The organism is uncultured Eudoraea sp., from assembly GCF_947258525.1.
Taxonomy (GTDB): Bacteria; Bacteroidota; Bacteroidia; order Flavobacteriales; family Flavobacteriaceae; genus Eudoraea.
The window spans coordinates 25956-51589 of sequence record NZ_CAMYIP010000011.1; the positions used below are offsets into that span (position 1 = coordinate 25956).

25 protein-coding genes and 1 tRNA gene are annotated in these 25634 nt (G+C 37.7%); 11 read left to right on the forward strand and 15 right to left on the reverse strand.

All coding sequences use genetic code 11. The annotated features are described in order from the left end of the window. Positions 1-36 precede the first annotated feature (36 nt). The 4 genes from accC to Q0X89_RS00515 all read left to right on the forward strand — a co-directional run bounded on the left by accC (position 37) and on the right by Q0X89_RS00515 (position 3951). Positions 37-1389, forward strand: coding sequence for an acetyl-CoA carboxylase biotin carboxylase subunit (gene accC / locus Q0X89_RS00500; protein ID WP_297690650.1), 1353 nt, complete (start codon positions 37-39; stop codon positions 1387-1389). A 39-nt stretch (positions 1390-1428) separates the two neighbouring features. Then, complete coding sequence (locus Q0X89_RS00505; RefSeq protein WP_297690651.1) at positions 1429-2541, forward strand: FAD-binding oxidoreductase; 1113 nt, start codon at positions 1429-1431, stop codon at positions 2539-2541. A 1-nt stretch (position 2542) separates the two neighbouring features. Beyond that, complete coding sequence (locus Q0X89_RS00510; RefSeq protein ID WP_297690652.1) at positions 2543-3004, forward strand: 3-oxoacyl-ACP synthase; 462 nt, start codon at positions 2543-2545, stop codon at positions 3002-3004. Between the two features lie 107 nt (positions 3005-3111). Continuing rightward, on the forward strand, positions 3112-3951 hold the full coding sequence (locus Q0X89_RS00515) for a fumarylacetoacetate hydrolase family protein (RefSeq protein WP_297690653.1): 840 nt from the start codon (positions 3112-3114) through the stop codon (positions 3949-3951). A 5-nt stretch (positions 3952-3956) separates the two neighbouring features. On the opposite strand, the gene arfB is transcribed toward Q0X89_RS00515, so the two are convergent. From arfB to Q0X89_RS00550, 7 genes are all read right to left on the reverse strand, one after another. Beyond that, complete coding sequence (gene arfB / locus Q0X89_RS00520) at positions 3957-4361, reverse strand: alternative ribosome rescue aminoacyl-tRNA hydrolase ArfB (RefSeq protein ID WP_297690654.1); 405 nt, start codon at positions 4359-4361, stop codon at positions 3957-3959. Further along, positions 4358-5350 (reverse strand): ABC transporter ATP-binding protein, encoded by a 993-nt coding sequence (locus Q0X89_RS00525; protein ID WP_297690655.1) that lies wholly within the window; start codon positions 5348-5350, stop codon positions 4358-4360. Before Q0X89_RS00525 ends, arfB begins: the two co-directional genes overlap by 4 nt. 72 nt (positions 5351-5422) lie before the next feature. After that, entirely contained in the window at positions 5423-7579 is a 2157-nt protein-coding gene (locus tag Q0X89_RS00530) for a prolyl oligopeptidase family serine peptidase (RefSeq protein ID WP_297690656.1), read from the reverse strand. Positions 7580-7672: 93 nt separating this feature from the next. Beyond that, positions 7673-8662 (reverse strand): aspartate-semialdehyde dehydrogenase, encoded by a 990-nt coding sequence (locus Q0X89_RS00535; RefSeq protein ID WP_297690657.1) that lies wholly within the window; start codon positions 8660-8662, stop codon positions 7673-7675. Positions 8663-8868: 206 nt separating this feature from the next. Next, positions 8869-9270, reverse strand: coding sequence for a large conductance mechanosensitive channel protein MscL (gene mscL / locus Q0X89_RS00540; RefSeq protein WP_297690658.1), 402 nt, complete (start codon positions 9268-9270; stop codon positions 8869-8871). 85 nt (positions 9271-9355) lie between these two features. Continuing rightward, a complete protein-coding gene (gene alr / locus Q0X89_RS00545) occupies positions 9356-10465 on the reverse strand; it encodes an alanine racemase (protein ID WP_297690659.1) in 1110 nt (369 codons plus the stop codon). Continuing rightward, positions 10452-11102, reverse strand: a complete 651-nt coding sequence (locus tag Q0X89_RS00550; protein ID WP_297690660.1) for a thymidine kinase — start codon at positions 11100-11102, stop codon at positions 10452-10454. The genes alr and Q0X89_RS00550 overlap by 14 nt, the downstream gene beginning before the upstream one ends. Positions 11103-11209: 107 nt before the next feature. Between Q0X89_RS00550 and Q0X89_RS00555 the strand changes: the two genes are divergently transcribed. After that, positions 11210-11905, forward strand: coding sequence for a hypothetical protein (locus tag Q0X89_RS00555; protein ID WP_297690661.1), 696 nt, complete (start codon positions 11210-11212; stop codon positions 11903-11905). 79 nt (positions 11906-11984) lie between these two features. After that, entirely contained in the window at positions 11985-12662 is a 678-nt protein-coding gene (rsmI, locus tag Q0X89_RS00560; protein ID WP_297690662.1) for a 16S rRNA (cytidine(1402)-2'-O)-methyltransferase, read from the forward strand. Between the two features lie 57 nt (positions 12663-12719). On the opposite strand, the gene Q0X89_RS00565 is transcribed toward rsmI, so the two are convergent. Beyond that, positions 12720-13310: a carboxymuconolactone decarboxylase family protein gene (locus tag Q0X89_RS00565; protein ID WP_297690663.1), complete on the reverse strand. Its 591-nt coding sequence runs from the start codon at positions 13308-13310 to the stop codon at positions 12720-12722. Between the two features lie 39 nt (positions 13311-13349). Here Q0X89_RS00565 and Q0X89_RS00570 point away from each other — a divergent pair, with 39 nt between their 5' ends. Continuing rightward, positions 13350-13778 carry an OsmC family protein gene (locus Q0X89_RS00570; RefSeq protein ID WP_297690664.1) on the forward strand — a complete coding sequence of 143 codons (429 nt, stop codon included), beginning with the start codon at positions 13350-13352 and terminating at the stop codon, positions 13776-13778. Between the two features lie 111 nt (positions 13779-13889). Next, on the forward strand, positions 13890-15578 hold the full coding sequence (gene recJ, locus Q0X89_RS00575; protein ID WP_297690665.1) for a single-stranded-DNA-specific exonuclease RecJ: 1689 nt from the start codon (positions 13890-13892) through the stop codon (positions 15576-15578). Positions 15579-15584: 6 nt separating this feature from the next. Here recJ and Q0X89_RS00580 read toward each other — a convergent pair whose 3' ends face one another. The 5 genes from Q0X89_RS00580 to Q0X89_RS00600 form a co-directional block, all read right to left on the reverse strand. Further along, a complete protein-coding gene (locus Q0X89_RS00580) occupies positions 15585-16352 on the reverse strand; it encodes a UDP-2,3-diacylglucosamine diphosphatase (RefSeq protein ID WP_297690666.1) in 768 nt (255 codons plus the stop codon). Positions 16353-16377: 25 nt separating this feature from the next. Continuing rightward, positions 16378-16836, reverse strand: coding sequence for a 6-carboxytetrahydropterin synthase (locus Q0X89_RS00585; RefSeq protein ID WP_297690667.1), 459 nt, complete (start codon positions 16834-16836; stop codon positions 16378-16380). A gap of 190 nt (positions 16837-17026) precedes the next feature. Next, positions 17027-17794, reverse strand: a complete 768-nt coding sequence (locus Q0X89_RS00590; protein WP_297690668.1) for an enoyl-CoA hydratase/isomerase family protein — start codon at positions 17792-17794, stop codon at positions 17027-17029. Positions 17795-17814: 20 nt separating this feature from the next. After that, a complete protein-coding gene (locus Q0X89_RS00595; RefSeq protein ID WP_297690669.1) occupies positions 17815-19149 on the reverse strand; it encodes an MATE family efflux transporter in 1335 nt (444 codons plus the stop codon). 12 nt (positions 19150-19161) lie between these two features. Continuing rightward, on the reverse strand, positions 19162-19662 hold the full coding sequence (locus tag Q0X89_RS00600) for a GNAT family N-acetyltransferase (protein ID WP_297690670.1): 501 nt from the start codon (positions 19660-19662) through the stop codon (positions 19162-19164). A gap of 50 nt (positions 19663-19712) precedes the next feature. On the opposite strand from Q0X89_RS00600, the gene Q0X89_RS00605 reads away from it, so the two are divergent. From Q0X89_RS00605 to Q0X89_RS00615, 3 genes are all read left to right on the forward strand, one after another. Beyond that, entirely contained in the window at positions 19713-20510 is a 798-nt protein-coding gene (locus tag Q0X89_RS00605; RefSeq protein ID WP_297690671.1) for a universal stress protein, read from the forward strand. A 71-nt stretch (positions 20511-20581) separates the two neighbouring features. Then, positions 20582-20655, forward strand: a tRNA-Ala gene (locus Q0X89_RS00610). Between the two features lie 103 nt (positions 20656-20758). Continuing rightward, positions 20759-21472 (forward strand): SDR family oxidoreductase, encoded by a 714-nt coding sequence (locus Q0X89_RS00615; protein ID WP_297690672.1) that lies wholly within the window; start codon positions 20759-20761, stop codon positions 21470-21472. A 3-nt stretch (positions 21473-21475) separates the two neighbouring features. Here the strand turns inward: Q0X89_RS00615 and Q0X89_RS00620 are convergent, their stop codons facing one another. Next, positions 21476-24226, reverse strand: coding sequence for a PD-(D/E)XK nuclease family protein (locus Q0X89_RS00620; RefSeq protein WP_297690673.1), 2751 nt, complete (start codon positions 24224-24226; stop codon positions 21476-21478). Positions 24227-24289: 63 nt separating this feature from the next. Continuing rightward, a complete protein-coding gene (locus Q0X89_RS00625) occupies positions 24290-25633 on the reverse strand; it encodes an OmpA family protein (RefSeq protein ID WP_297690674.1) in 1344 nt (447 codons plus the stop codon). Position 25634: the final 1 nt, after the last annotated feature.

The following is a 25634-nucleotide window of genomic DNA, read 5'->3' on the forward strand; positions in this document are numbered from 1 at the left end:
TGATTTTGGTGTCTTAAGAATCTTTTAGTAAAAACTATGTTTAAAAAAATACTAATTGCGAACCGAGGTGAAATAGCCTTGCGTATTATAAGGACCTGTAAGGAGATGGGTATAAAGACGGTGGCCGTGTACTCAAAAGCAGATGAAGAGAGCCTGCATGTGCGATTCGCCGATGAGGCGGTTTGTATTGGCCCGGCACCCAGCCACGAATCCTATCTGAAAATACCCAATATTATTGCTGCAGCAGAAATTACTAATGCGGATGCAATACATCCCGGCTATGGATTTTTATCTGAAAATTCAAAATTTTCCAAAATTTGTGCGGAACACAAAATTAAATTTATTGGTGCTTCCGGAGAGCATATAGATAAAATGGGAGATAAAGCTACTGCCAAAGCGACCATGAAAAAGGCAGGTGTGCCCACTATTCCCGGTTCTGAAGGTTTGCTGAAAGATGTTGGCCATGCAAAAAAAGAAGCAAAGAAAATGGGGTACCCCGTAATGCTAAAGGCTACAGCGGGTGGTGGGGGAAAAGGAATGAGAGCAGTCTGGAAAGAAGAGAATATTGAAGCGGCTTATGAAAGTGCCGTTCAGGAGGCAACAGCCGCCTTTGGCAATGGCGCGATGTATATGGAAAAACTTATTGAAGAACCAAGGCATATTGAGATTCAGGTCATCGGAGATCAGTACGGCAAGGCATGCCACCTTTCAGAACGAGATTGCTCAATCCAAAGAAGACATCAGAAACTTACCGAAGAAACCCCTTCTCCCTTTATGACCGATAATCTGAGGGAAGAAATGGGAAATGCTGCGGTTAAGGCTGCGGAATATATAAAATATGAAGGTGCAGGGACCATAGAATTTTTGGTAGATAAACATCGGGAATTTTACTTCATGGAAATGAATACTCGTATACAGGTAGAACATCCTATTACAGAACAAGTAGTGGATTATGACCTGATTAGGGAACAAATATTGGTAGCAGGAGGAGTGCCTATTATAGGCAAAAACTATTTTCCCAAACTTCACGCCATTGAATGCCGAATTAATGCAGAAGATCCCTATAACGACTTCAGACCTTCACCGGGAAGAATAACAACTTTGCATACTCCGGGAGGTCACGGAGTACGGTTGGACACTCATGTTTACAGCGGATATACAATTCCACCAAATTATGATTCAATGATTGCTAAACTTATTACATCGGCCCAGACAAGGGAAGAAGCAATTAATAAAATGAAAAGGGCCTTGGACGAATTTGTGATTGAAGGCATAGCGACCACGATACCTTTTCATAGGCAATTAATGGATCATCCGGATTATCTGGCAGGGAATTATACTACAAAATTCATGGAAGATTTTAAGATGGATCCTAAACCAAAAGAATAGAATTAAACTCCGGCCAATGTCGGAGTTTTTTATAACACTATGAATCTTAGTTATTGGGAATATAAAACATGGTTGTCCAACATTGATTTTACAATAGTTGGAAGCGGGATTGTTGGCCTAAATTGTGCATATTATTTGAGCAAAAAATACCCAAAAGCTAAAATTCTTATTCTTGAAAAAGGGGTATTGCCGCAGGGTGCAAGCACAAAAAATGCCGGATTTGCCTGTTTTGGCAGCATCTCAGAAATTGTTAGCGACCTTAAAAGCCATACCGAAGAGGAAGCGCTGCAACTTGTGAGAAGCAGATGGGAAGGTATTCAACTATTACGAAATACCCTGGGGGACTCCAAAATGGATTTTCAACAACTTGGAGGGCATGAACTTTTTTTAAAGGAAGACACTAAATTATTTAATGAGTGTTATGAAGCTCTGGGGAGCGTAAATAATTTGCTCGAATCAGTTTACGAGCAAGGGCCATATTATTTGCAATCCAACACTTTTGCTTTTGGTAATATCCACGATCATTACATCTCTAGTCGGTTTGAAGCTCAAATTAATACAGGGACTATGATGAACGCTTTGTTGTCGTTGGTTCGTCGTTCCGGGATTAACATTTTAAATTCCGTTGAGGTTACTTCTTTTGATGATGGTCAGGGTACTGTAAAAGTTTGTACTAATCAATTTGAGTTTGAGACAGGAAAGCTTATTATCGCAACAAATGGATTTGCCAATCAGCTTTTAGATCAGGAAGTGAAACCTGCCAGGGCACAGGTATTGATTACAAAACCAATTAATAATCTGCAGATTAAGGGGACTTTTCACCTGGATGAGGGTTTTTATTACTTCAGAAATATAGAGAATCGTATTCTTTTAGGTGGGGGCCGAAATCTGGATTTTAAAACGGAAGAAACATCAGAATTTGGACAAACACAATTAATTCAGAATAGACTGGATGCCATGTTGCACGAAATCATTTTACCCAATACTGATTTTGAGATTGAGCATAGATGGAGCGGTATTATGGGGATAGGGAATAAAAAGAGACCGATTGTAAAGCAACTTTCCGATAATTTAATTTGTGGGGTAAGGCTGGGAGGCATGGGGATCGCTATAGGAAGTTTGGTAGGAAAAAATTTAGCGGATTTAACCTGACATGGAAATTTCATTGGCGATCAAGGATGAATTACGCAGATTTTGTGAATCATTTGCAGAGGAGAGAATATTCCGCATAAGAAATACCATTGAGAGCATTAACGATTCACTGAAATCTGAGACAAAAAGTAGCGCCGGGGACAAACATGAAACGGGAAGGGCTATGATTCAACTTGAAAGGGAGAAGCTTGGACATCAACTATATGAAGCAGAAAAGATGAGACAAGTATTGGCCGGCATTAGTACTTCGAACAACCCTGCTAAAGTTGTTCAGGGCAGTCTTGTAGTCACTGCCGATAGTGCGTATTACATTTCAATTTCGGCAGGAGCTTTTAAAAAGGGTTCTACACAAATATATTGTGTTTCTGCATTAAGCCCTATAGGGAAAATTCTCTTGGGGAAATCTGAAGGACATTGCTTTGATTTTAATCAAAAAACGATTTGTATTGAAAAGATTCTTTGATACCATTAGTAAAATGAATACTTAAAAAATACTCAGAATCGCATATTTTTCAATAAATTGTTCCAGGTCATCTGCCATCTTTAATTGATTGCGCAATCCATATTCAAATGAAAGTTTATAAGGTATTTAAAGGAATTCTGATAGAGAATAAAGGAACATTTTATCTATTGGAAAATAAAGATTGGGATTCATTTATTAATGATAATAACCTTTTTACAAAAATAACACAACTGATATCAGAGCTGAAGCCTCTTCGAGATCCAGAAGTTTACTTAAAAAAAGAACTAATTGCCCCGGTAGGAAGCCAGGAAATCTGGGCAAGTGGTGTGACATATTTCAATAGCAAACTAGGACGTGAAGAAGAATCGCGAGAAAAAGGAGGAAGTAATTTTTATGCAAGGGTATATGTCGCAGAAAGACCCGAATTGTTTTTTAAGGCGTTGGGGCACAAAGCAATAGGTTCCGGAGGTAAAGTCAGAATACGAAAAGACTCTGACTGGGACGTTCCGGAACCGGAGTTGACATTGGTAATTAGCTCATCTGGTAAAATTGTGGGATACACCATTGGGAATGATATGAGTTCCAGAAGCATTGAAGGAGAAAATCCTTTGTATTTGCCCCAGGCAAAGACTTATGATGGTTCTGCAGCCATTGGCCCCTGTATTTTGGTTATTGAAGGACCTCTTCCAAGAACAACAAAAATAAGGCTCGAAATAAGCAGAGGGAGTAAACAGGTATTTACCGGTGAGATAGGGATAGATCAAATTAAAAGAAAGTTTGAAGATTTGGTAAGTTACCTGTATACCGAAAACACTTTTCCAAACGGAAGCTTATTAATGACCGGAACAGGAATAGTGCCGCCTTCAGGATTTACTTTACAAAAAGGGGATGAAATCAAAATTGAAATTGACGGAATTGGGACTTTAGTAAATACGGTTGACCAATAATCTAATTATTCATCTTCCGGTTTTTTTCGGCTGGCTTTCTTTTTCGCTATTGCTTTCTTAGATTTCAATCGTTTTTCCACTGAAGCCCTGGAGGGGGAAGTTTTTTTGCGTTTTTTTGGAACTTTTAACGCCTCTTCAATTAGGTTTAGCAATCGGTCCTCTGCAATTTCCCTATTCTTATGTTGGCTACGGGAATCATCACATTGTACCAGGAGATTGTTTTCCGATGTAAGCCGTCTCTTCAGATTTTTGTATAAGCGTTCTTTTTCAGATTCATTAAAAGCCATGGAAATAGGAATGTTCAAAGTCAGTTCTACTTTTGTAGATACTTTGTTAACATGTTGGCCACCTGCACCGCTACTTCGGACAGCCCTGAACTTTAATTCCTGCAAAATCAATTCTTTATTCATCCTCCTGCGATCGATTGGAGCTTTAGTCTTTCGTTAATTGTTTCAAGAGCGATATTAAGGAAGACTTCTGTATCTGGCTTAATGTCCCTTTCTGAATGGAAATAGATTATCTGTTCTTCGGTAATTCCTTCAATCAGATAATGACTTCCCATAGGGTATGATTTTTTTATAACTACAGGAAGCCCAGAATTTCTAGATACCTTAAACTCATGGGCGTAGACAATAATTTTACGTTTGGTATCCGCATATGATTTTATAACGTTTATAGGCACTAAATTGGCTTCCCCAAAGAGTGAAGCAATATAGAGGTTTCCGGGATTTTTATACAATTCCAATATAGGTTCGTCAGCCAATATTTGGCTATCCTTAAGCACAAGTACCCTGTCTGCGAAGGGCAATATATCATTATGGTCATGAGTAGCAGTTAAGCAAGTAATCTGCTCCTCTTTCAGATAGTTAAACAAATTTCTTCTCAGGCTGTTTTTTCTAAAATTGTCGATATGACTGAACGGTTCATCCAGCAGCAGCAACTCGGGCTTTTGAGCTAAAGCCCTGGCTAAAGCAACGCGCTGTTGCTGTCCAATACTCAGATGCTTTACCTTGGTATTTGCAAACTGCTTCATTTCAATAACCTCAAGCAATTCTTGAGTACGTTCTTTTAGTTCTTTTGGATAAATTACTGAGAGAAACTCAGCAATATTTTCTGAAACGGTAGTTACCCCCATCAGGTCGAACCCCTGTGACATATATTTTACGTAAGACTCTCCCGGGACGAGTTTATAAAGAGGCCCCTTTACCTTTTTCTTCCCCCAATATATTTCTCCTGATACCGGTTGCAGAGAACCGTAAATTAGCTGTAAAAGAGTGCTTTTACCGCAACCGCTTTCGCCCATTATGGCAAGATGCTCACCTCTTTCAACAGAAAACCCAATATCATCCAATACCGAATCCTTATCATAGGCAAAAGATAGACCGGTTATTTTTAACATGATAATAGCTTATTGACTTTCAAAAAAAAATCCGTTTCTACAGAAACGGATTTTGTTCTGTATTATTGATAGTTATTCTTTAAATTCCTTGATGACCGCTCTGTTGGGTAATTCCTTATAGTTCATATTATATAAGGTGAATGCAAATATATCGGCATATTGTTCAATTGTTTTACTGACTGGGGTTCCTGCTCCGTGACCGGCATTAGTTTCAATGCGAATAAGAGTAGGATTAGGACCAGATTGTTTCTCCTGAAGTTCAGCCGCAAATTTAAAACTATGTGCAGGTACAACACGGTCATCATGATCTCCAGTTGTAATCAGGGTAGCGGGGTATTCAACTCCTTCTTTAACATTATGTAAAGGAGAGTAACCTTTTAAGTATTCAAACATTTCTTCGCTATCTTCTGAAGTGCCATAATCATAATGCCAACCTGCACCTGAAGTGAAAGTATGATACCGTAGCATATCCAAAACACCTACAGCCGGTAGTGCTACTTTCATTAGTTCAGGTCTTTGGGTCATTGTAGCTCCTACTAAAAGACCACCATTAGAACCACCTCTAATTGCTAAATTCTCCGATGAGGTATATTTGTTTTCAATAAGATACTCTGCGGCAGCTATAAAATCGTCGAACACATTTTGTTTTTTTGTTTTTATACCGGCATTATGCCATTTTTTCCCATATTCTCCACCACCTCTCAAGTTTGGCACAGCATAAACACCACCCTGCTCCATCCAAACGGCATTGATAGTGCTGAAAGAAGGGGTAAGGCTTATATTAAATCCACCATAGCCATAAAGAATGGTCGGGTTTTTAGAATTAAGTTCCAGTCCTTTTTTATAAGTTATAATCATAGGGACTTTTGTTCCATCTTTAGATGTATAGAAAACCTGTTTAGACTCATAGTCATCCGGATTAAAATCAATTTGTGGTTTCCAGTAAGGGACATATTCGCCCGTTTCCACATTGTATTTATAAGATGAACCCGGGGTATTATAATTGGTAAAGGAAAAGTAAAATTCCTTTTCTTCTTTTTTTCCACCAAAGCCATTCGCGCTACCTATACCAGGCAGTTTTATTTCCCGGATTAGCTTACCGTTGTAATCATATTGCAAAACTTTAGAGATAGCATCAACCATATATTCTGCAAAAAAGTAACCCCCACCGGTATTCGGACTAAGAACATGCTCTGTTTCAGGTATAATATCTTCCCAATTTGCCGGACTAGGGTCTGAAGCATCTACAGCAATGATCTTCTTATTTGGTGCATCTAAATTGGTAACAAAGTATAGCTTTGAGCCAACATTTTCAATGAAGTCGGTATCTGAATCCTCATGGTCTAATATGGTTATAAGCTTACTATCCGGCTTACTTAAATCTTTTAAATAAAGCTTATTCCCAGCCGTAGAATTTGCGGCTGAAATAAGGAGGTACTTATTATCCTCTGTCACACTTGCACCTACATACCTGTGTTTTTGATCAGGAGTACCTCCAAAAATTAATTTATCTGTGCTTTGCGGGCTTCCCAGCTTATGGTAATAAAGTTTGTGCTGGTCTGTCTTGGCAGAGAGTTCACTTCCTTTAGGTTTATCATAACTAGAATAATATAAACCTTCATTCTTGTACCAGGATAAGCCACTAAATTTTATATCAATAAGGGTATCCTCAACAATAGTTTTATTTTCAGTCTCCATTACAATTACCTTTCTCCAGTCACTTCCACCCTCCGAAATGGCATAGGCAGCCATTGAGCCATCTTTAGTGAAACTCAGACCCATAAGGGAAGTAGTTCCGTCTTCCGAAAAACTATTTGGGTCTAAAAAAACTTCAGCTTCCTGGTTCTCTTTTTGACGGTAAAGCACATATTGGTTTTGGAGCCCGTCATTTTTATAAAAATAGGTGTAATCACCTTCGTTAAAAGGGGAACTAAGTTTTTCGTAGTTCCATAGTTGTTCCAATCTGTTTTTCAGATCTTTCCTAAATGGTATTTTTTCCAAATACCCAAAAGTAACTGTGTTTTCTTCTTTTATCCATTTTTCTGTTTCCTCGCTTCGGTCGTCTTCTAACCAACGGTAAGGATCCTCAACTGTCGTCCCAAAATAAGTATCAACAGAATCTGTTTTTTTAGTCATTGGATAGTTCACGGCAATGGCATCTTTTTTATCTGATTTCTGGCAAGAAATATTTGTTAAAATAAGAAGTAATAATATCCCTATATTTTTCATGGTAGTTAAAATTTATGAAGACCAAAAATACCATAAAAAAACCTTTAAGTGCCCATGCAGTTAAAGGTTTTAACAGATTTTATGATACTACTATCAGATGAGTTCTTTATGCACCAGATATTCGGCAATTTGAACTGCATTGGTTGCCGCACCTTTTCTGAGATTATCAGCAACTATCCACATATTTAAAGTGTTTCGTTGGGTTTCATCTCTTCGAATTCGCCCCACAAAAACATCGTCTTTATCATGCGCATAAACTGGCATAGGGTATGTGTTGGTATCCGGATTGTCCTGCACAACAACACCCGGAGTATTATTTAGAATTTTTCTCACCTCATTTAGTTCAAAGTCAGATTCAAATTCAACATTAACCGATTCAGAATGACCTCCTGCTGTAGGAATACGCACAGCGGTTGCTGATATTGAAAATGTACGGTCGTCCAGTATCTTTTGGGGTTCCCTCGCCAATTTCATTTCTTCCTTCGTATACCCATTGTCCATAAAAGTGTCGCAATGAGGTAAAGCATTTCTGTTGATAGGATATGGATATGCCATTTCACCTTGTATTCCGGCCATTTCATTCTCCAACTGTTTTACGGCTTTTACCCCTGTACCTGAAACGGATTGATATGTGGAAACCACAACCCGCTTCATTTTATATCTGGAGTGCAAGGGTGCCAGTACCATAACAAGCTGTATAGTTGAACAATTGGGATTGGCAATTATTTTATCTTCTTTCGTAAGCGTATTTGCATTAATTTCCGGAACTACCAACTTTTTTTCAGGATCCATGCGCCAGGCAGAAGAGTTATCAATTACAGTTGTACCCATTGCTGCAAATTTTGGCGCCCATGTTAATGATGTTTCTCCTCCGGCAGAAAAAATAGCCAGATCCGGACGCGCAGCAACGGCATCCTCAAGGCCTATTACGCTAATGGATTGTCCATTATAGGACATCTTTTTGCCAACAGATCGCTCTGATGCTACCAATAACAATTCAGTTATTGGAAAATCTCGTTCCTTGAGCACTTTAAGCATTACCTCACCAACCATACCGGTGGCGCCTACCACAGCTACCTTCATGTCTTTACAATTTAGTGCTCAAAGGTATTGCAACCAATGTTGAAGAACAAGACTTTTTATTAAAAATATAAAAATATAACAAAATGTTATATAATTAACAACATTAAAAAAATGGCCACCAATTCAGTTTGCGAAAGCTAAATGGTGGCCTTTAGGTTAATTTAGTAATGTAGCGGTAACTCCCGAAGTGGAAGCTTTATATCTAATTATTTTTTCAGTAAATCTCTGATTTGTGTTAATAGCTCTTCCTGACTTGGTCCTGAAGGAGCTGGCGGTGGTGGTGGCGTTTTTGTTTTGTTATAAGCCTTAACGATAATAAACATTACAAATCCAACAATAAGGAGATTAACAATGGTGTTTACCCACGCACCCCATCGAACTGCATTTTCTGCTACATAGCCCGCTTCTCCTTCAACCCCTGAAGCCTCTGTGAGGACATACTTTAAATTGGCAAAATCTACTCCTCCAGCAAATTCTCCTACTATTGGCATAATAATGTCCGCTACGAAGCCATTAATAACGAGGCCTATGGCTCCGGCCATGATTACCGCAACTGCAAAATCAATTACATTGCCGGTCATAATAAAATTCTTAAATTCTTTTAACATGTTATTAGTTTTTAAATGGTTAGATAATAAATGCACTGGTAAGATACTCAAAATAACTATGCTTAACAATATGCCAAACAGACCGTCAAGCTCCTATAATTACCCTTTTAACCCTTTGAGAAATACCAGTTAAAACTTCATACGAAATCGTATTTGCTCCGGCTGCAAAAGTCTCTGCGGAATGCCCTTTACCAAATACTATAACTTCATCACCTTCGTTGCATTCAATATCTGATATATCAATCATGATCATATCCATGCAAACATTACCAATAATTGGCGCCTCCACACCGTTGACCAGAACCGAAGCTTTTCCATTGCCGTATTGTCTGCCTATTCCATCTGCGTGACCGAGAGGTAGAGTCGCTGTTTTTTTGTGTCCCTCAGCCTTAAAAGCCCTGTTGTAACCTACGCTCTCATCTGGTTCTATAGTGTGTATCTGGGAGATTACAGTTTTTAATGTCGCTACAGGAAGCAATTCAGCGTCGTACTTCGCTTCATTTCCGTATCCATAAAGGCCTATTCCACTCCGCACCATTTGAAATTGCGCTTCAGGATAATTGAATATCCCGGAGGTATTTAAAATATGCATAAATGGATTGATTCTTAATTTGGAATTAAATTCCCTGGCAATCTTTTTAAAGGAATTTATCTGATGATTACTAAATGTTTCTTCTGATTTATCTTCAGAGGCAGCCAAATGAGAAAATATTGATTTTATTTTCAATTCTTCTCTATTCGTAAGCATATCCGCGATATAGTCAATATCATTTTCCCAAAATCCAAGCCTGTTGAGGCCTGTATTGAATTTTAAATGTACCGGATAGGCTTTTTGTTTCTCGACCTTAGAGGCCTTAAGGAATTCGCGAAGTACTCTGGGGGAATATATACTGGGTTCCAGGCAATATTTTATGATCATCGAATAATTGGAAGGCTGTGCATGCAATACAAGAATAGGGGTTTTAATCCCGGCCTCCCTCAAAACCATTCCTTCACGGGCATAAGCTACAGCTAAATAATCTACACCGAGTTTCTCCAGTTTTTTTGCAATGATGACAGAATCACTTCCGTAGGCAAAAGCCTTTACAACAGCCAGGAACATTGTGGAAGGATGTAGTTTGGTTCTTATATAATTGTAATTGTGTTCTAAAGCAACCAGATCCAATTCCAATGTAGTTTCCTTAGCTTTTGGCATTGGCATCCTTTTTGGCTCGTTTTATTTCCTCCGCTTCTACGGTCATGTTATTTATTTTTTCTTTAAGCATAGCCTTGTAAAATGCCGCCCTGCTTAAGGGTTCATACTCTTCTGTTTCACCGAGCAATACCAATTTATCATTGTTGGATTTTCTAAAACTATAATTGGCAAGATTTCCCGTGCGTGTGCAAATAGCATGAACTTTGGTTACGTATTCCGCTGTGGCCATCAAAGCCGGCATTGGACCGAAGGGATTTCCTTTAAAATCCATATCCAGGCCTGCAACAACAACACGTATACCCATATTCGCCAAATCATTGCAAACTGTCACAATTTCATCATCAAAGAACTGCGCTTCATCTATCCCAACTACATCGCAGTCGTCTGCCAGTAGCCGGATATTTGCCGCCGCGGGTACCGGCGTGGAACGAATTTCATTTTCATCATGAGAGATTACCTTTTCTATATGATATCTGGTGTCTACAATTGGCTTAAAAATTTCTACTTTTTGTTTCGCAAACTGGGCCCGTTTAAGTCTACGAATCAATTCTTCCGTTTTCCCGGAAAACATTGAGCCACAGATAACCTCTATCCAACCGAATTGTTCCTTATGATTAACAGTGTTTTCGAGAAACATTTTGTAATTTTATTGCATAGTAAGGGATTTATTCCCTTATTTATGTTAACGAAATATAAAAGTATTAAAAAAGATAGACCTTTACTGTTTAGTCTAAATAAAAAGAAATGAAGCGAAAACTGAAAGAGGAATTAATCAAGATGTCTACAGATATTATTACATCAAAGAGTCTTGAGGAGATGGAGATACCGGAGTTGTATGAAGCTGCCAGAAATCTTTATGAGAAATTGGCCGTTCTTAAGTTTATTGATGAAAAGCTAAACGATATTGAAATTGACGTATCAAAAAATGTTCTGGCGTCCCGGTTTGAAAAAATGGCCAATGCCGTAATGAATGAGAATAAACACGTTCCTGAAAATAACCCGCACGAAGAAGATATTATTACTCAGGGAATTGATACTATTAAAGGGATGGTATCTGAAATGCCGAATGATGAGGATAACGACAGGCTATTCGCGGAATTTGTGGCAAAACCTCAGACTACCAAAGCTGATAATAATAAAACCTCAGCACATATATCTCAGGAAATAAAAGAAGTTTCTACGCCCAAATCGTTAAATGAGAAACTTTCTAACAAGGAAATAACTGTGGGCTTGAACGACAGGCTAGCTTTTGTTAAACATCTTTTTAATGATAGCACAGAAGATTTTAACAGAGTAATCTCCCAGTTGAACACCATTGATTCTCATGAGCGTTCTATAGCCTTTATTGAAAATATGGTTAAACCAGATTACAATAAATGGTCAGGAAAAGAAGAATATGAAACCAGGTTTCTTGCTCTTATAGAACGTAGGTTCTCATAATTTTAAATACTGGGTTAAGTTCGATTATGAGAAATTCATGTTACTCATATTCAACAAAATATGCTAAGATCTTAAATTAGTGCTGACAGGCAAGTTATTTATTGTTCCAACACCTATTGGAAATTTGGAAGATATTACCTTTAGGGCGATAAAAGTTCTAAAGGAAGTAAACCTGATACTGGCTGAAGACACCCGCACTAGCAAAAAACTTTTACAGCACTACAACATTAATACTCCAATGCAGAGTCATCATATGCACAATGAGCATAAAACGATAGATGGCATTTTGCAAAAACTTAAAAGCGGAGATCAAATTGCACTGATTTCTGATGCCGGTACTCCCGCTATTTCCGATCCTGGGTTTTTACTAAGCCGGGCTTGTGTTGAACAGAATATCGAAATTGAATGTCTTCCGGGAGCTACTGCTTTTGTTCCTGCACTAGTAATAAGTGGACTTCCCAATGACCGTTTTGTCTTTGAAGGCTTCCTGCCACTGAAAAAAGGCAGACAAACCAGACTGGCAACTTTGGCAGAAGAATCCCGAACTATGGTATTCTATGAGTCACCCCATAAGCTTCTAAAAACCATATCACAATTTGTTACCTATTTTGGCCCACAAAGACCAATATCTGTTTCCAGAGAACTTACCAAGATGTATGAAGAAACTGTTAGAGGTACAACATCGGAAGTCTTAGCGCATTTTGAAAGCATTCCTCCTAAAGGAGAATTTGTAATTGTCGTGGCAGGAAAAAAATAACCAAAACCTTCTGGGAAATCCTCAGGATAAAATCAAATTTGATTTTCGCATGAAAGCTTATTTATGTTTTCCCTTTTCCCATCCATACTTACCTAAATAGAGTTCACCACTTTCTACAGCTCCATCCTCTATGGTTGTTCCCATAGAATCGTTCCAGCGGTTTAGATAACCAAAAAGGGAAATTACCCCTAACATTTCAACGATTTCACCTTCATTCCAAAATTTGTATAATTGTTCTTTGATTTTTTCATCAACAGCGTTGGGTACCTGTGAAGCGGCCAGGGAAAAATCCAGAGCAGCGCGTTCAGCTTCCGAAAAAGCAGCATGGGTTCTGTACTCCCAAATATTATCCAGTTGTTCCTGTTCTGCACCGTAGCGTTCCGCGGCACGTATGGCATGGGCCTGGCAATACCGACAACCTGTGGCATTGCTGCTAACCCACGCAATCATTCGTTTAAGAGCAGAAGTTACCCCTCCTTCATTGGCCATAACCGCCTTGTTTAGGTTGATGAAGGCCTTAGAAATTGCCGGTCTGTGTTGCATTGTGAGTACAGAATTTGGGCAAAAACCAAGGGTTTCGTTGAAAAATTCTGCCAATTTTTTGGTCTGCGGATCATGATTGGGGTCCAGAGGTTGTACAAGTGGCATAGCGATAGTATTTTTGTATTCCACAAGAAACGAAAAATTATGAGCACAACAAATCTAATTACAACGAAATGGTTGGGTAATATGGCCTTTGAGAGTAGTAATCCTTCCGGATTAAATTTAACAATAGATGCAGGTCCTGATGCAGGTGGAGAAGGAAAAGGCCTAAGGCCTAAAGCACTTATGCTATCGGCTTTGGCCGGGTGTTCTGGTCTTGATGTTGCGATGCTAATTAAAAAAATGAAGCTCGATGTGGATGAATTCAGTATAGACACTTCTGCCAACCTTACAGACGAACATCCTAAATATTATGACGCTGTTACTATTGAGTATCATTTTAGGGGAAATAACCTCGACGAAAAAAAATTACAGCGAGCTGTGGATCTTTCGGTTGAAAAGTACTGTGGAGTAATGGAAATGTTCAGGAAATTTGCAACGTTAAAAATTGAAACATTATTCCATAATAATTGATGCCCGTTCTATGGGGATCTTATTCTGATCATAATAAAATTAAAATAACAATTCCTGCATTTAAAATGCATGAATTCATCTTATCTTACAGTTGACTGATTAGTTAGAATAATGCGCTGGACATTAAAACCAAAACATGATGATGATCAAATAATGGCTTTGGCCAAAATACTTAATGTAAACAGGTTAATAGCACAATTATTATTGCAACGCGGTATTACTTCTTACGAAGAAGCAAAAAAATTCTTTAGACCACAACTCTCCGATCTCCATGACCCATTTCTAATGAAGGATATGGAACTTGCCGTGAAGCGCATAGAAAATGCGATACAAACAAATGAAAACATACTTGTTTATGGAGAGTATGATGTGGATGTAACTACGGCAGTAGCCTTACTATCATCATATTTACTGACGCTATACCCAAATGTAGCAACTTACATTCCGGACAGATACAAAGAAGGTTATGGCATTTCATATGCAGGGATTGACTTTGCGGATGATAATGGTTTTACACTAATTATTGCATTAGATTGCGGCATAAAAGCGATTGAAAAGGTAGCCTATGCTAGTGAAAAGGGAATTGATTTCATTATCTGTGACCACCACAGGCCGGGAGAAAAAATTCCAGATGCAGTGGCAGTCCTGGACCCGAAAAGAGAAGATTGTTCCTATCCTTATGATGAATTATGCGGATGTGGAATTGGTTTTAAACTGATACAAGCTCTAAACTTTAATAGAGAGGATAGCTTTGATAATCTCATTCCATATCTTGATCTTGTAGCTACTGCTATTGGGGCGGATATTGTGCCAATTACAGGAGAGAACAGGGTATTGGCTTATTTTGGGCTCGAGGTAATTAATTCAGCACCAAGAATTGGATTTAAAGCCATAATTAATAACCTCCAGAAGAAAAAACTCACTATAACCGATGTTGTTTTTATAATTGCTCCAAGAATAAATGCTGCAGGCCGAATGAGGCATGGCCAATATGCGGTTAATTTATTAACAGAACAAAATATGGAGCAGGCACTTAAATATGCTTTAGACATTGAAGAATTCAATACTGACAGAAAGGGATTGGATAAGGAGATTACGGATGAGGCACTTGATATGATCCTCCGAAATAAGGAGGAAAATAGATTTACTTCTGTTGTTTATAAAGATACCTGGCATAAAGGGGTTATTGGAATAGTTGCTTCCAGACTTACTGAAACGTATCACAGGCCTACATTAGTTTTCACCAAAAGCGGCGAGAAACTTGCAGCCTCAGCAAGGTCTGTCAAGGGTTTTGATGTTTACAATGCCTTAGAACAATGCGCAGATTCTATCGAGCAGTTTGGCGGGCATAAATATGCGGCTGGGCTTACGATGGTTGAAGACCAATACGAAATATTTAAAGCACAATTTGAAAGCGTAGTTGCGAAAACAATAGATCCAAATCTCTTAACGCCGGAGATTCTCATTGATGCAAAACTCGATTTAGATCAGATAAGTCCGAAACTCTTGCGTATAATACAACAATTTGCGCCTTTTGGGCCCGGTAATATGAGACCTGTATTTATGTCCGAAAATCTCAGGGATACCGGATATGCCAAAGGAGTTGGAGAGGGTAATAAACATCTTAAACTTTCAGTGTCTCAAAATAATACTGGCAAGGTAGGCGCTATAGGATTTAATTTAGGAAGTAAGCTTTCAGTTGTTCAAAATGGAAACTTTTTTAGCGCTGTTTTCTCTCTGGAAGAAAATCATTGGAATGGAATGGTAAGCTTACAGTTAAAAATCAAGGATTTAAGATAACGCAATTTACTTCCCAAAAGTTTCCAGGGAGAAGTTTGTACCATCGAATTCACCATAGGTATAATAAGAAATCCAGTCACCGAGATTTATGTAGGAAGATGATTCACTCAATGAGATTTCAAGAGGTAAATGCCTGTGACCAAATATGAAGTAATCGCAATGTTTTTCTTTTAATTTTCTCTTGGAATATTGTACCAGCCATTCTTTATCTTCACCCAAAAAGTGAATGTCTTCTTCTCCAGAAATTAGTTTGTTATTAATGGAGAAATATTGCGCCAGCCTGACTCCAAGATCGGGATGTAACCAACGGAAGCACCATTGAGCCAGCCGATTAGTAAAAAGCTTTTTCATTCTCTTATATCCTTTATCACCAGGGCCTAATCCGTCTCCGTGACCTATAAAAAAGGTAGTATTATTGATTTTGAATTGTTGAGGTTTATGGTAAACCGGGATGTTGAGTTCTTTTTCAAAATACCCATTCATCCAGAGATCATGATTGCCAACAAAGTAGTATATAGGAACACCTGAGTCTGAAATTTCCGCAAGTTTACCCAAAGTCCGTGTAAATCCTTTGGGAACAACAGTTTTATACTCAAACCAGAAATCGAATAAATCACCCAGCAGGAAAATAGCCGCAGCATTACTCTTTACGGCATCCAGCCACGCTACAAATTTCTTTTCCCTGGGAAGACTTAATTCCTGTGTTGGAGCACCTAAATGGTTATCGCTGGCAAAATATACCTTTTTACCTTTTGGGACTGAGATGCTTTTCATTTAGTGTAAATATACATAAAGGAACCTAGTTATCACTTGCGTGCCATTCGGCATAGGCAGTTTCTGTTTCGCGAAGTTTTATTGAATGTAACTGTATTTCCTCAGACAAGCGAGCTTTGATTTTAGCAGCGAAATCTATGACCATATTTTCACTCGTTGGCTGATAATCTGCCAAAATTACTTTATGCCCGCGATCTTTTAACTCATGAGCTAATTCCAAATGAGGTGTATTTTTATTAAAAACCGTAGCATGATCAAAAGGTTCCACGATTTCTTCTTTGACTATTTTTTTTAAGTCACCAAAATCTATAACCATTCCAAGTTTCACATTGGAGGTATCAATAATAGGTACGCCAATTACAGTCACTGAAAGTTTGTAACTATGACCATGAACATTTCTGCATTTGCCATCGTAACCATATAATGCATGCCCGGTTTCAAAAGTAAACTGTTTGGTGATTCTTATTCTATGTTTGCCTTTCATTATCAGCTTAATATGTATTAAATCTTTAAAGAGGGGTAATGGTTAATTGTAATTAATGTACAGTACGTGAGCTTATTTTTTAAATTTTCTCCTGTTTCTAATTCTATTATAAAGATATATGACTACCACCAAAAAGGCTAGCATCGGAAAAAGCAGGTCACTATTAAGCAAATCTAAAAATTTCATCATATTACTTTTTTATGCTGTTTAATATTGACTTACTGGCTGGCATAAGAGCTAATCTACCGGAAACCTCAGCTCTGTTCACTAATAATTCATTCCAGGAGGTGGTACCTTCCCAAAGAATCTTTTTAATAGCTCTTAAGGCCTCCGGATTATAAGATGCCATAGCCGCAATAAAATAATCTAACTCTTTGTCCATTTCTTTTATGGAATTAAAAACCTTAGAATAAAGTCCTTTTTCCTTAGCCCAATATGCATTTTTCCATTCCTTAGGAGACATTGCCAATTCTGTAAAGCCGGCTATTCCAATTTTACGTTGAACAGCAGGTGCGATAACCAGAGGTGCTATCCCTATAGATAGTTCGGAAAGCCTTACAGCGGCCGCTTCGGAAGCAAATACATAGTCGCATGCAGCGATAAGGCCGACTCCGCCTCCCACTGCTTTCCCCTGAATTCTACCAATTATTGGTTGTGTACATTCTCGCATGGCATTGATAACATTAGCAAAACCACTAAAAAAATTTGTTCCTTCGTCCGGGTTGGATATGGCAAGCAATTCATCAAAAGAGGCCCCTGCGCAAAAAGCCCTTTCTCCTTCAGATTTTAATACCACTATTGAGACATCCTTATTGGAGGAAACCTTTCTGAGTTCATTAGTTAATCTCACTAAAAGTTCTGTAACGAACGAATTACTGGCGGGATGGCCAAATTCTATTGTAGCGGTTCTGTTTTCAATTTTGGTATAAAGACTCCCCGTGGGTCTGTTCGTGCCCATTTGAATTGTTTTCTGTAAAATTAAACCTTTTGTAATAGTGGGCGAAATTTTCTACGGAACTTCCATACAAGGGCACCACCTCTTACAATCATCCACATACTTAGTGCAATCCAAATTCCTAGCAGACCGGAATCGAATACTTTACCCATGTATAAGAAGGGTATAAAACCTAAAAAAGTAGCTATCAGGAGAACATTCCTGAGAAATTTCATCTCACCCAAACCCTTGAATAAACCATCAAAAACAAAGGCAATAGAATTCATGGGTAATCCAAGGATAAGAATAAAGAAAATTGAATAAAAAGACTCCAGAACAGCAGCATCGTTCGAAAAAAGTCGTCCCAATGGTCTGTAGAATAAAAAACCATTAATCATTAAAAATAAACTTACAATTCCACCATAAAGAGCTATTTTTTTGGCTAATTTCCATAAGGTATTATAATCTTTAGCTCCAAGTAATTTTCCACCCATTATATTGCCGGCAGCACCATAACCATCTATAAAAAAGGCAGCAAATAGCCACAGATTTACAGCTATAGTGTGAGCTCCAATATATCTGTCTCCCAACGCTGCAGCTTCTCGGACAGCAAGAATAAGCGCAATATTAAGTGCGATCGCACGGATGAAAAGATTAAAACTCATTATCGCCAGGCGCCCCATTTCCTTGTTTATCGGAAATCTGGGGATAAGACTGATGCTGGTTTTTAACTGTAGGAGAACAAAAGCCATTATTGCCATAACTCCTTGTGAAATAAGGCTTGCCCATGCGGCGCCCTCCAGGTTAAATGCGGGAATTATATCAGATATTCCATAAACCAGAATAAAGTCTAATACAATGTTTAACAATGCCCCTGTAATTGCTATAAGCATAGGCCAAAATGTATTCTGTAAGCCTCTGAATATTCCCATAACAGCAAAAACGAAAAGAGTTAAAGGAAACCCCCAAACGCGGATAGAATAGTACGTAACACAAAATTCTAATATCTTCCCGGAGGCATTCAACAATTCAAAAATTTCCTCTACAATGAATATTGTAGAAAGCAAAACTAAAACACTGAGTGCAACATTAAAAAATATTGCCTGTGCAGGTAAATTCTTAACATCATCCAGTTTTCCTGCTCCTAAATATTGAGAGATTATTGCTGATATTGCACTTCTGGTTTGACCAAGTATCCAAATCAGCATGGATAAAAAAGAACCAACAATCCCAACTGCTGCAAGTGACTCCAGACCGTATGTTTGTATATTACCAACAATAGCAGTATCAGTTATGGACAATACGGGTTCGGCTATCCCGGCGATTGTTGCAGGAATAGCGAGACTATTAATTGTTTTGAGGCTTACAACTGTTTTCAAAAATGGAATGGATTACAAAACAAGTTCATAGCAGTAGAACGGATAATCACTTTGTTTGGGGAAATAGATATTTTCAAGTTTTTGATAGCCTCGTTGTTGATAAAATTTTTGATTCCTTTTATTTTGACTAAATGTATCCAATCGTATGGAGATATACCCCTTATCACGAGCATAATTTTCAGCAAAATGCATTAACTGTTGTGCATGGCCCTTCCCCTGATATTCCGGTTTTATGGCAAGCCTGTGAATATAGATGTTATTTTCGTTGGGTGTGAGCCATTTTACAGGAATATATTCCTCATCCATAAATGGTGTAATGGTTATGCAGCCTATAATATTATTTTCTGATTCAAGGACAAATAGTTCTTTTCTGGAAACATCTTTTTCAAAAGCTAGCCTAGAAGGGTATACCTCATTCCATTGAAATATTCCCGTTTTTTCCATATGTTTAGCGCACGCTTTGGTGAGCTCAAGAATGTCAGGGATTTCCAGTATCTTTGCACATCTAATCATCAATACTTTGTTGAATAAGTTGTAAATTTAATTTAATAATACCAAACCTTATGAATAACATATTGGTACCAATTGGAACTTCCCCAAATGCACATGAAACATTACAATATGCTGTTGACTTTGCGTCGGAATTCTCTTCAAGGGTATATGTCATGGGAGTATTTACAGCCAAGGCAGGTGCAGGAGATTTGATAAATATATCCGAGAAAGTGGCGGAAAGCAGTAAGAAGCATGTTAAGGAAGTTATTGAAAAAGTAAATGCCAAGAACATAGATTTGAAGATTGTTACATATAATGGTGATCTAATAGACGGACTTAAGGAAATTGACAAAGAACTTGGTTTAGATCTTATTATTATTGCCCCAAGGTGCAATGATATTAAAGAAGAATTATATCTAGGGCATACAACCGGGAGAATTGTTAAAAGAACCGACATTCCAGCTTTAATTGTACCCAGAGGCACAAATTTTAAGCCAATCAAAAATATTCTAACAGCATTTAAATCCGGGATTTTAAGTCAAAGGAGGATCCTTGAGCCATTAAAACTGATAAAGAAAAAATTTAAATCAAAAGTAAATTTACTTCTTGTAAAGACTCCGGGTTATTCAGATGAAGATCTCAAAATAAACACGTCGCTTATGGATTTGTGTTCCAGTTTAACGGTTACAGAGAATGCCACTACCTATTTAGGAGTTTTAGAACATTTTCAGTCCACAAATCCCGATTTACTTTGTGTATTTAGAAGGAAACGCGGATTTTTTAAAAATTTATGGGAGAAAAATGCGATTCTCAAATCTGAATTCTCTGTACGTATACCTGTTCTGGTCTTAAGTGTAAAAAAGGATTAGAGGATAAATTTTATTCAGAGGAATTTTGAAACTTATTCAAAAAGTAGTTCCTTTGACCCTCCTTAAAAGACGGGGGATTAGCTCAGCTGGCTAGAGCGCTTGCATGGCATGCAAGAGGTCACCGGTTCGACTCCGGTATTCTCCACAAAACCCTCCTTCAAAGTATTGTAAGAGGGTTTTTTGTTATAGTAACTGACACTTTTAAATAGTAAGGCAATTGTGAAATTAATTATTGAAATTCAACTAGTATGGCAGATTTAGCAGGCAAGGTTGCCTATATCACAGGTGGCTCCAAAGGGATAGGATTAGGTGTGGCGAAGAATTTACTCGACACCGGTATGAAAGTTGCTATAAGCGGCAGAAACAAATCAAGTTTGGAGGCCGCTGCAAAGCAATTAGGAGCTGGCTCAAACGTTTTGGCCCTTGTGAGTGATGTTACAAAACTTGAGGATGAGCACAATGCTGTTGCACAAATTATTCAAAAATGGGGAAAGGTCGACGTTGTTGTGGCCAATGCGGGGCTCGGACATTTTGCTCCGGTTGATGAATTATCTGAAAGTAGTTGGTATCAAATGATTGACACTAATCTTAACGGTGTTTTTCATACTTTAAAAGCATCCGTGGAAGCATTAAAAAAATCAAAAGGTTATTATATAACTATTGCAAGTTTAGCCGGCACCAATTTTTTTCCTACAGCGGCGGGTTACAATGCTACAAAGTTTGGTGTTGTTGGTTTTACACAAGCAGCGATGCTGGACCTTCGAAAATATGATATTAAGGTATCTACTATTATGCCTGGATCAGTAGCTACACATTTTAATAATAACGAACCAACCCTCAAAGATGCCTGGAAAATACAACCTGAGGATATAGGTGAGCTGGTAACCGATCTGCTAAAAATGAATCCCAGAACATTGCCCAGCAAAATAGAAGTAAGGCCCAGCAGACCGGATAAGAAATAATGATTAATCTTCTTTGGCAACAAACGGAATTGCCGGATCTGCAATTTCCTGAATCAGTTTTACCAGCTGTTCCTGAAAAAGTTCCAGTGTTTCTTTAGTTATGGTAAGATCCTTCTTTGAGCTATTTCGGCTATTTTTGGTCGAAAAATAAAATGGCCCGGAACTCAAATTCTTAAAGGAAATAATTCCGGCGTTCATTTTATCAATTGGATTAATACTATTATAGATAAAGGAATAGCACAGTAACTGAAATGCTTTACTGCGGTCATAATTTTCAATGATTTCATCCCACAAAACTATTTCTACATTAGATTTTATAACGTTTCCAGTCTTATAATCGAGTATTCTAAGTATACCGTCCTTTTCATCAATTCTGTCTAATGTTCCTTTTAAAGTTACAGGAATCTCTATCCCCGGAACATCAATTTTGATTGATAGATCACTTTCCAATGCTATTATTTTGATACTATGATGCTTGATATCCTGAATTTCCTTTGAAATGAAGTTATTAATATAAGCTACAATAACATTAAAGGCTATGAGGTTTTTACCCCTCATAATATCCTCTTCCGCATAAATATTTAGAAGTTCACTTTTAACAACGGCTCTTATTTTAGGGAGTTGTTCTTTTAACTTTGCTTCTGTAAGAAAAGAACCAAGGAATGGGTTATACAGAAGTTCCATTGCTTTGTGCAATACTGTCCCAAAGGTGTTGGAAGCAATGGTCTCTTCCACTTCTAATACTTCTTTTAATTTTAAAATTTTTTGTTTGTAGAAATTAATTGGATTTTTAATATAATTAGTAAGTGAAGAGGGGGAAAGGCCTTTGGTTAAAACAGCACTTATTTTATTCATTACGTCATCATCCTTTTCAATAACAACCGGGGTATGGGGGACAGCGTTAATTTGAGGAACCGCAATTTTCGAATTTATATTTTCCCGATGATTTTCATCTGTAAGTAATTGTGAAATAAATCTGCTTTTCTCACCCCCCTCGATTACATCGGGCTCAGTATTGTAGATTAGATAGATATTTTTAGCGCGTTGTAGCAATCTGTAAAAATGGTATGTATAGACCGCATCTTTCTCTTTAAAGGCAGGCAAACCAAATTCTCTTTTTACATCGAAGGGTATAAATGAATTATTGGTCTTTCCGGCAGGAAGGATGCCTTCATTTACAGATGTAATTATTACAGTTTCAAAATCGAGGTTTCTACTTTCCAACATCCCCATGATCTGAAGGCCTTCAAGAGGTTCTCCCCTAAAGTTTACTTTTTCAGTGGATATTAAATCCTTAAATACACTTTGTAAATCTTTTAAATCCTTTAAAAATGAATATTGAATAGAATGCAATTTTAACTCATTGAATACCGAATAAAAGTGATATAAATACTCCAGTTCTATATGGTTTTCATCTAATTGAAATTTCACTTTTAGCAGTTCAATAATTGCAATTACCTTCTCAAGGAATTGTGAAGGGTCATAATTTTCTTCTGAAAAAAGGAGTGTTAATCCATCAGAATGTTCAGGGAAGATCGATTTCAATTTGGCAGGAGTTATATAAATCCAGTTGCCTTTATTTATTTCCATTTTTATTGCGGCAACTACATTTAGCTCATCAGAGGAAAGTATTTTCTGAACATGAGGATGTGCCAAAAATGACATAAGTGTCTTATAAAACCAACCCCTTGAATCTCGCTGAATATAAAGATCGAAGAGCTGATTGAACATGCCGGCGAAAGATGTTTTACCTAAGGGATATCCCATAGTGATATTTACCTTATTAATTTCAACAGGCAGGGAGTTTAATATGGGGTTTAGTAGTGTTTCATCCCCAAGCACAACTGCAGTATTCTTAATTTGATTCGGATCTTTCTTATATAGTTTTGTAATTAAATCCCCAACATACTTTGCTTGCGACATTTTTTTAGGCACTCCGGTAACTTGGATATTTTTTGGTGTGCCATAATTAGCACTAAGGCCTTTTATTGGATGAATTTTAAAGTAGTTCCATTCCTTTATGTACTGACGGATAAAAAACCCCGCATCATGTATTTTATCTTCAAGAAAACAGGTATCTATATCCCAATAAATATCTGCTTCACTTTCTTTTAAGAATTCTTTAATTATGTAAACTTCTGCCTTGTTCAAAGCATTAAAACCAATGAAAATGTGCTTTTTGTTTTTAGTAGTATTAATGTAATTGGATAAGTTGTTGCATGCTTCTCTATAAACCAATCCCTGATGACCCAAACCATTTTCTAAAAGCCCATTGTTAAAGACAGCGTGTAATTCTTCAAGATTATTCCAAAAGCTGAGATAATCTTCTATTAATTTGGTTTTGTTGGGTTTCAGATACCATTGGTTCATTTCCTGTATTACCGATAAGTATGAAAAAAGTTTATCGGGAGGGACTAAATATCGGTCAATTTCGTTGAAATCCTGCAATAGAACCTGCCCCCATTTGGAAAAGGAATTAAAGCTTTCTTTTTCGTCACTGCCATTATATAAATAAGCATTATATAGTTCAAATAATTGTTGGGTGCTGGTTGCATAGGAAAGTCCGGAAATCATTTCAATAAATGATTCTATACTGTAGATTTCGGGCGCAAAAATAGTTTTACCTACTATTTTGGAAATGCCATTTTTGAGAAAAGTTCCGGCGCGTTTACCGGGGAGTATAAAAACAAGATTATCAAATGAAGCATTCTTTTTCCACAATTCTTCAATAATCTGATTTAAAAAACTCTGCATATCTAAAAATAAAAAAAGCCCCGCATTTGCGGAGCTTTTTTCTATTATATTAAGTTTAAAACCTTATTCTCTAATCAAGTTAATTTCAACTCGACGATTTGTTTTTCTACCGGAAGCTGTACCATTATCTGCTAATGGTCTGTCTTCACCATAACCTGTAGCTTCTAATCTGTTAGAGGCAATACCGTTCTCAATTAAGTAATTCATTACGGAATAAGCTCTTTCTTCAGAAAGCTTTTGGTTTAATGCTGCGCTACCAACGCTATCAGTATGACCATCGATGCTAAATCTTGCATAAGAGTATTCTTCAAGGATAGCTACAATATTTTTCAATACTTCTTCTGAACGTTCTTTGATAGTTGCTTTACCAGTATCAAATAAGATAGTCTTAGCGTAGTCGTTTAATGTCTTACGTACGGCTTCAGTAACTTCTGGACAACCTTTATTAGCTACTACGCCTGGTATGTCTGGACATAAATCGTCTTTGTCTAATACACCGTCTCCATCTTTGTCTGGCCATGGGCATCCATTATTCTCAGCAGGACCTGCTTCGTTAGGACACTGATCATCTTTATCAGCAATACCATCGCCATCAGCATCTGGACATCCTGCTAGAGCAGCTAATCCGGCTTCGTTTGGACAAGCATCATCTTTATCAGCAATACCATCGCCATCAGCATCTGGGCAACCATTCAATTCTTTAGGACCAGCTTCGTTAGGACAAGCATCTTTGCTGTCTTCAATACCATCGCCATCAGAATCAGGACAACCATTGAAAGCTTCTAAACCTGGTACCTCCGGGCAAGCATCATCTTTGTCATAAATACCATCGCCGTCAGTATCAGATCCACCAAATTTTATGGAAAGACCTAACATATGCTGGAAATGCTTTAGCAGATAATCCTCAAATGAATGCTTGTATTGTGTTTGAAGAGTCAAACCAATATTGTCATTAAACCAAACATTTGCACCAATACCCCCATTAAGGGTACCTGCTCCAATATCTCTAACCCAAGTATAACCCCCGCCAATTTCAACGAAAGGATCAATAGTTGTGTTTTTTAAGAAATTGTATTTGACGGTTCCATCAAGTCCGTAGTAAGACCAGTCGTCAACTTCTAAGTCTCCAACTTTTTGGATACGGTTTAAAGAACCTCTAACGCCAAGGGAGATACCATCACCTAGATATCGGCTAAGTCCAACATAAGAGATCGAAGGAAGAATGTTCCAATGATCATTGGCATTGAAAAACTCATTTCCGAAGGAACTTACGTCACCCGTTGGATAGAAGTCAACTGCGTTAACCCCAAAACCAATTTGCCAAGGATTATCTTCATCTTGAGCTTGTATGTTGTTAGACGCCAATACTAGTAGGCCAACAACTAATAATCTGCTAAGCTGTTTCATG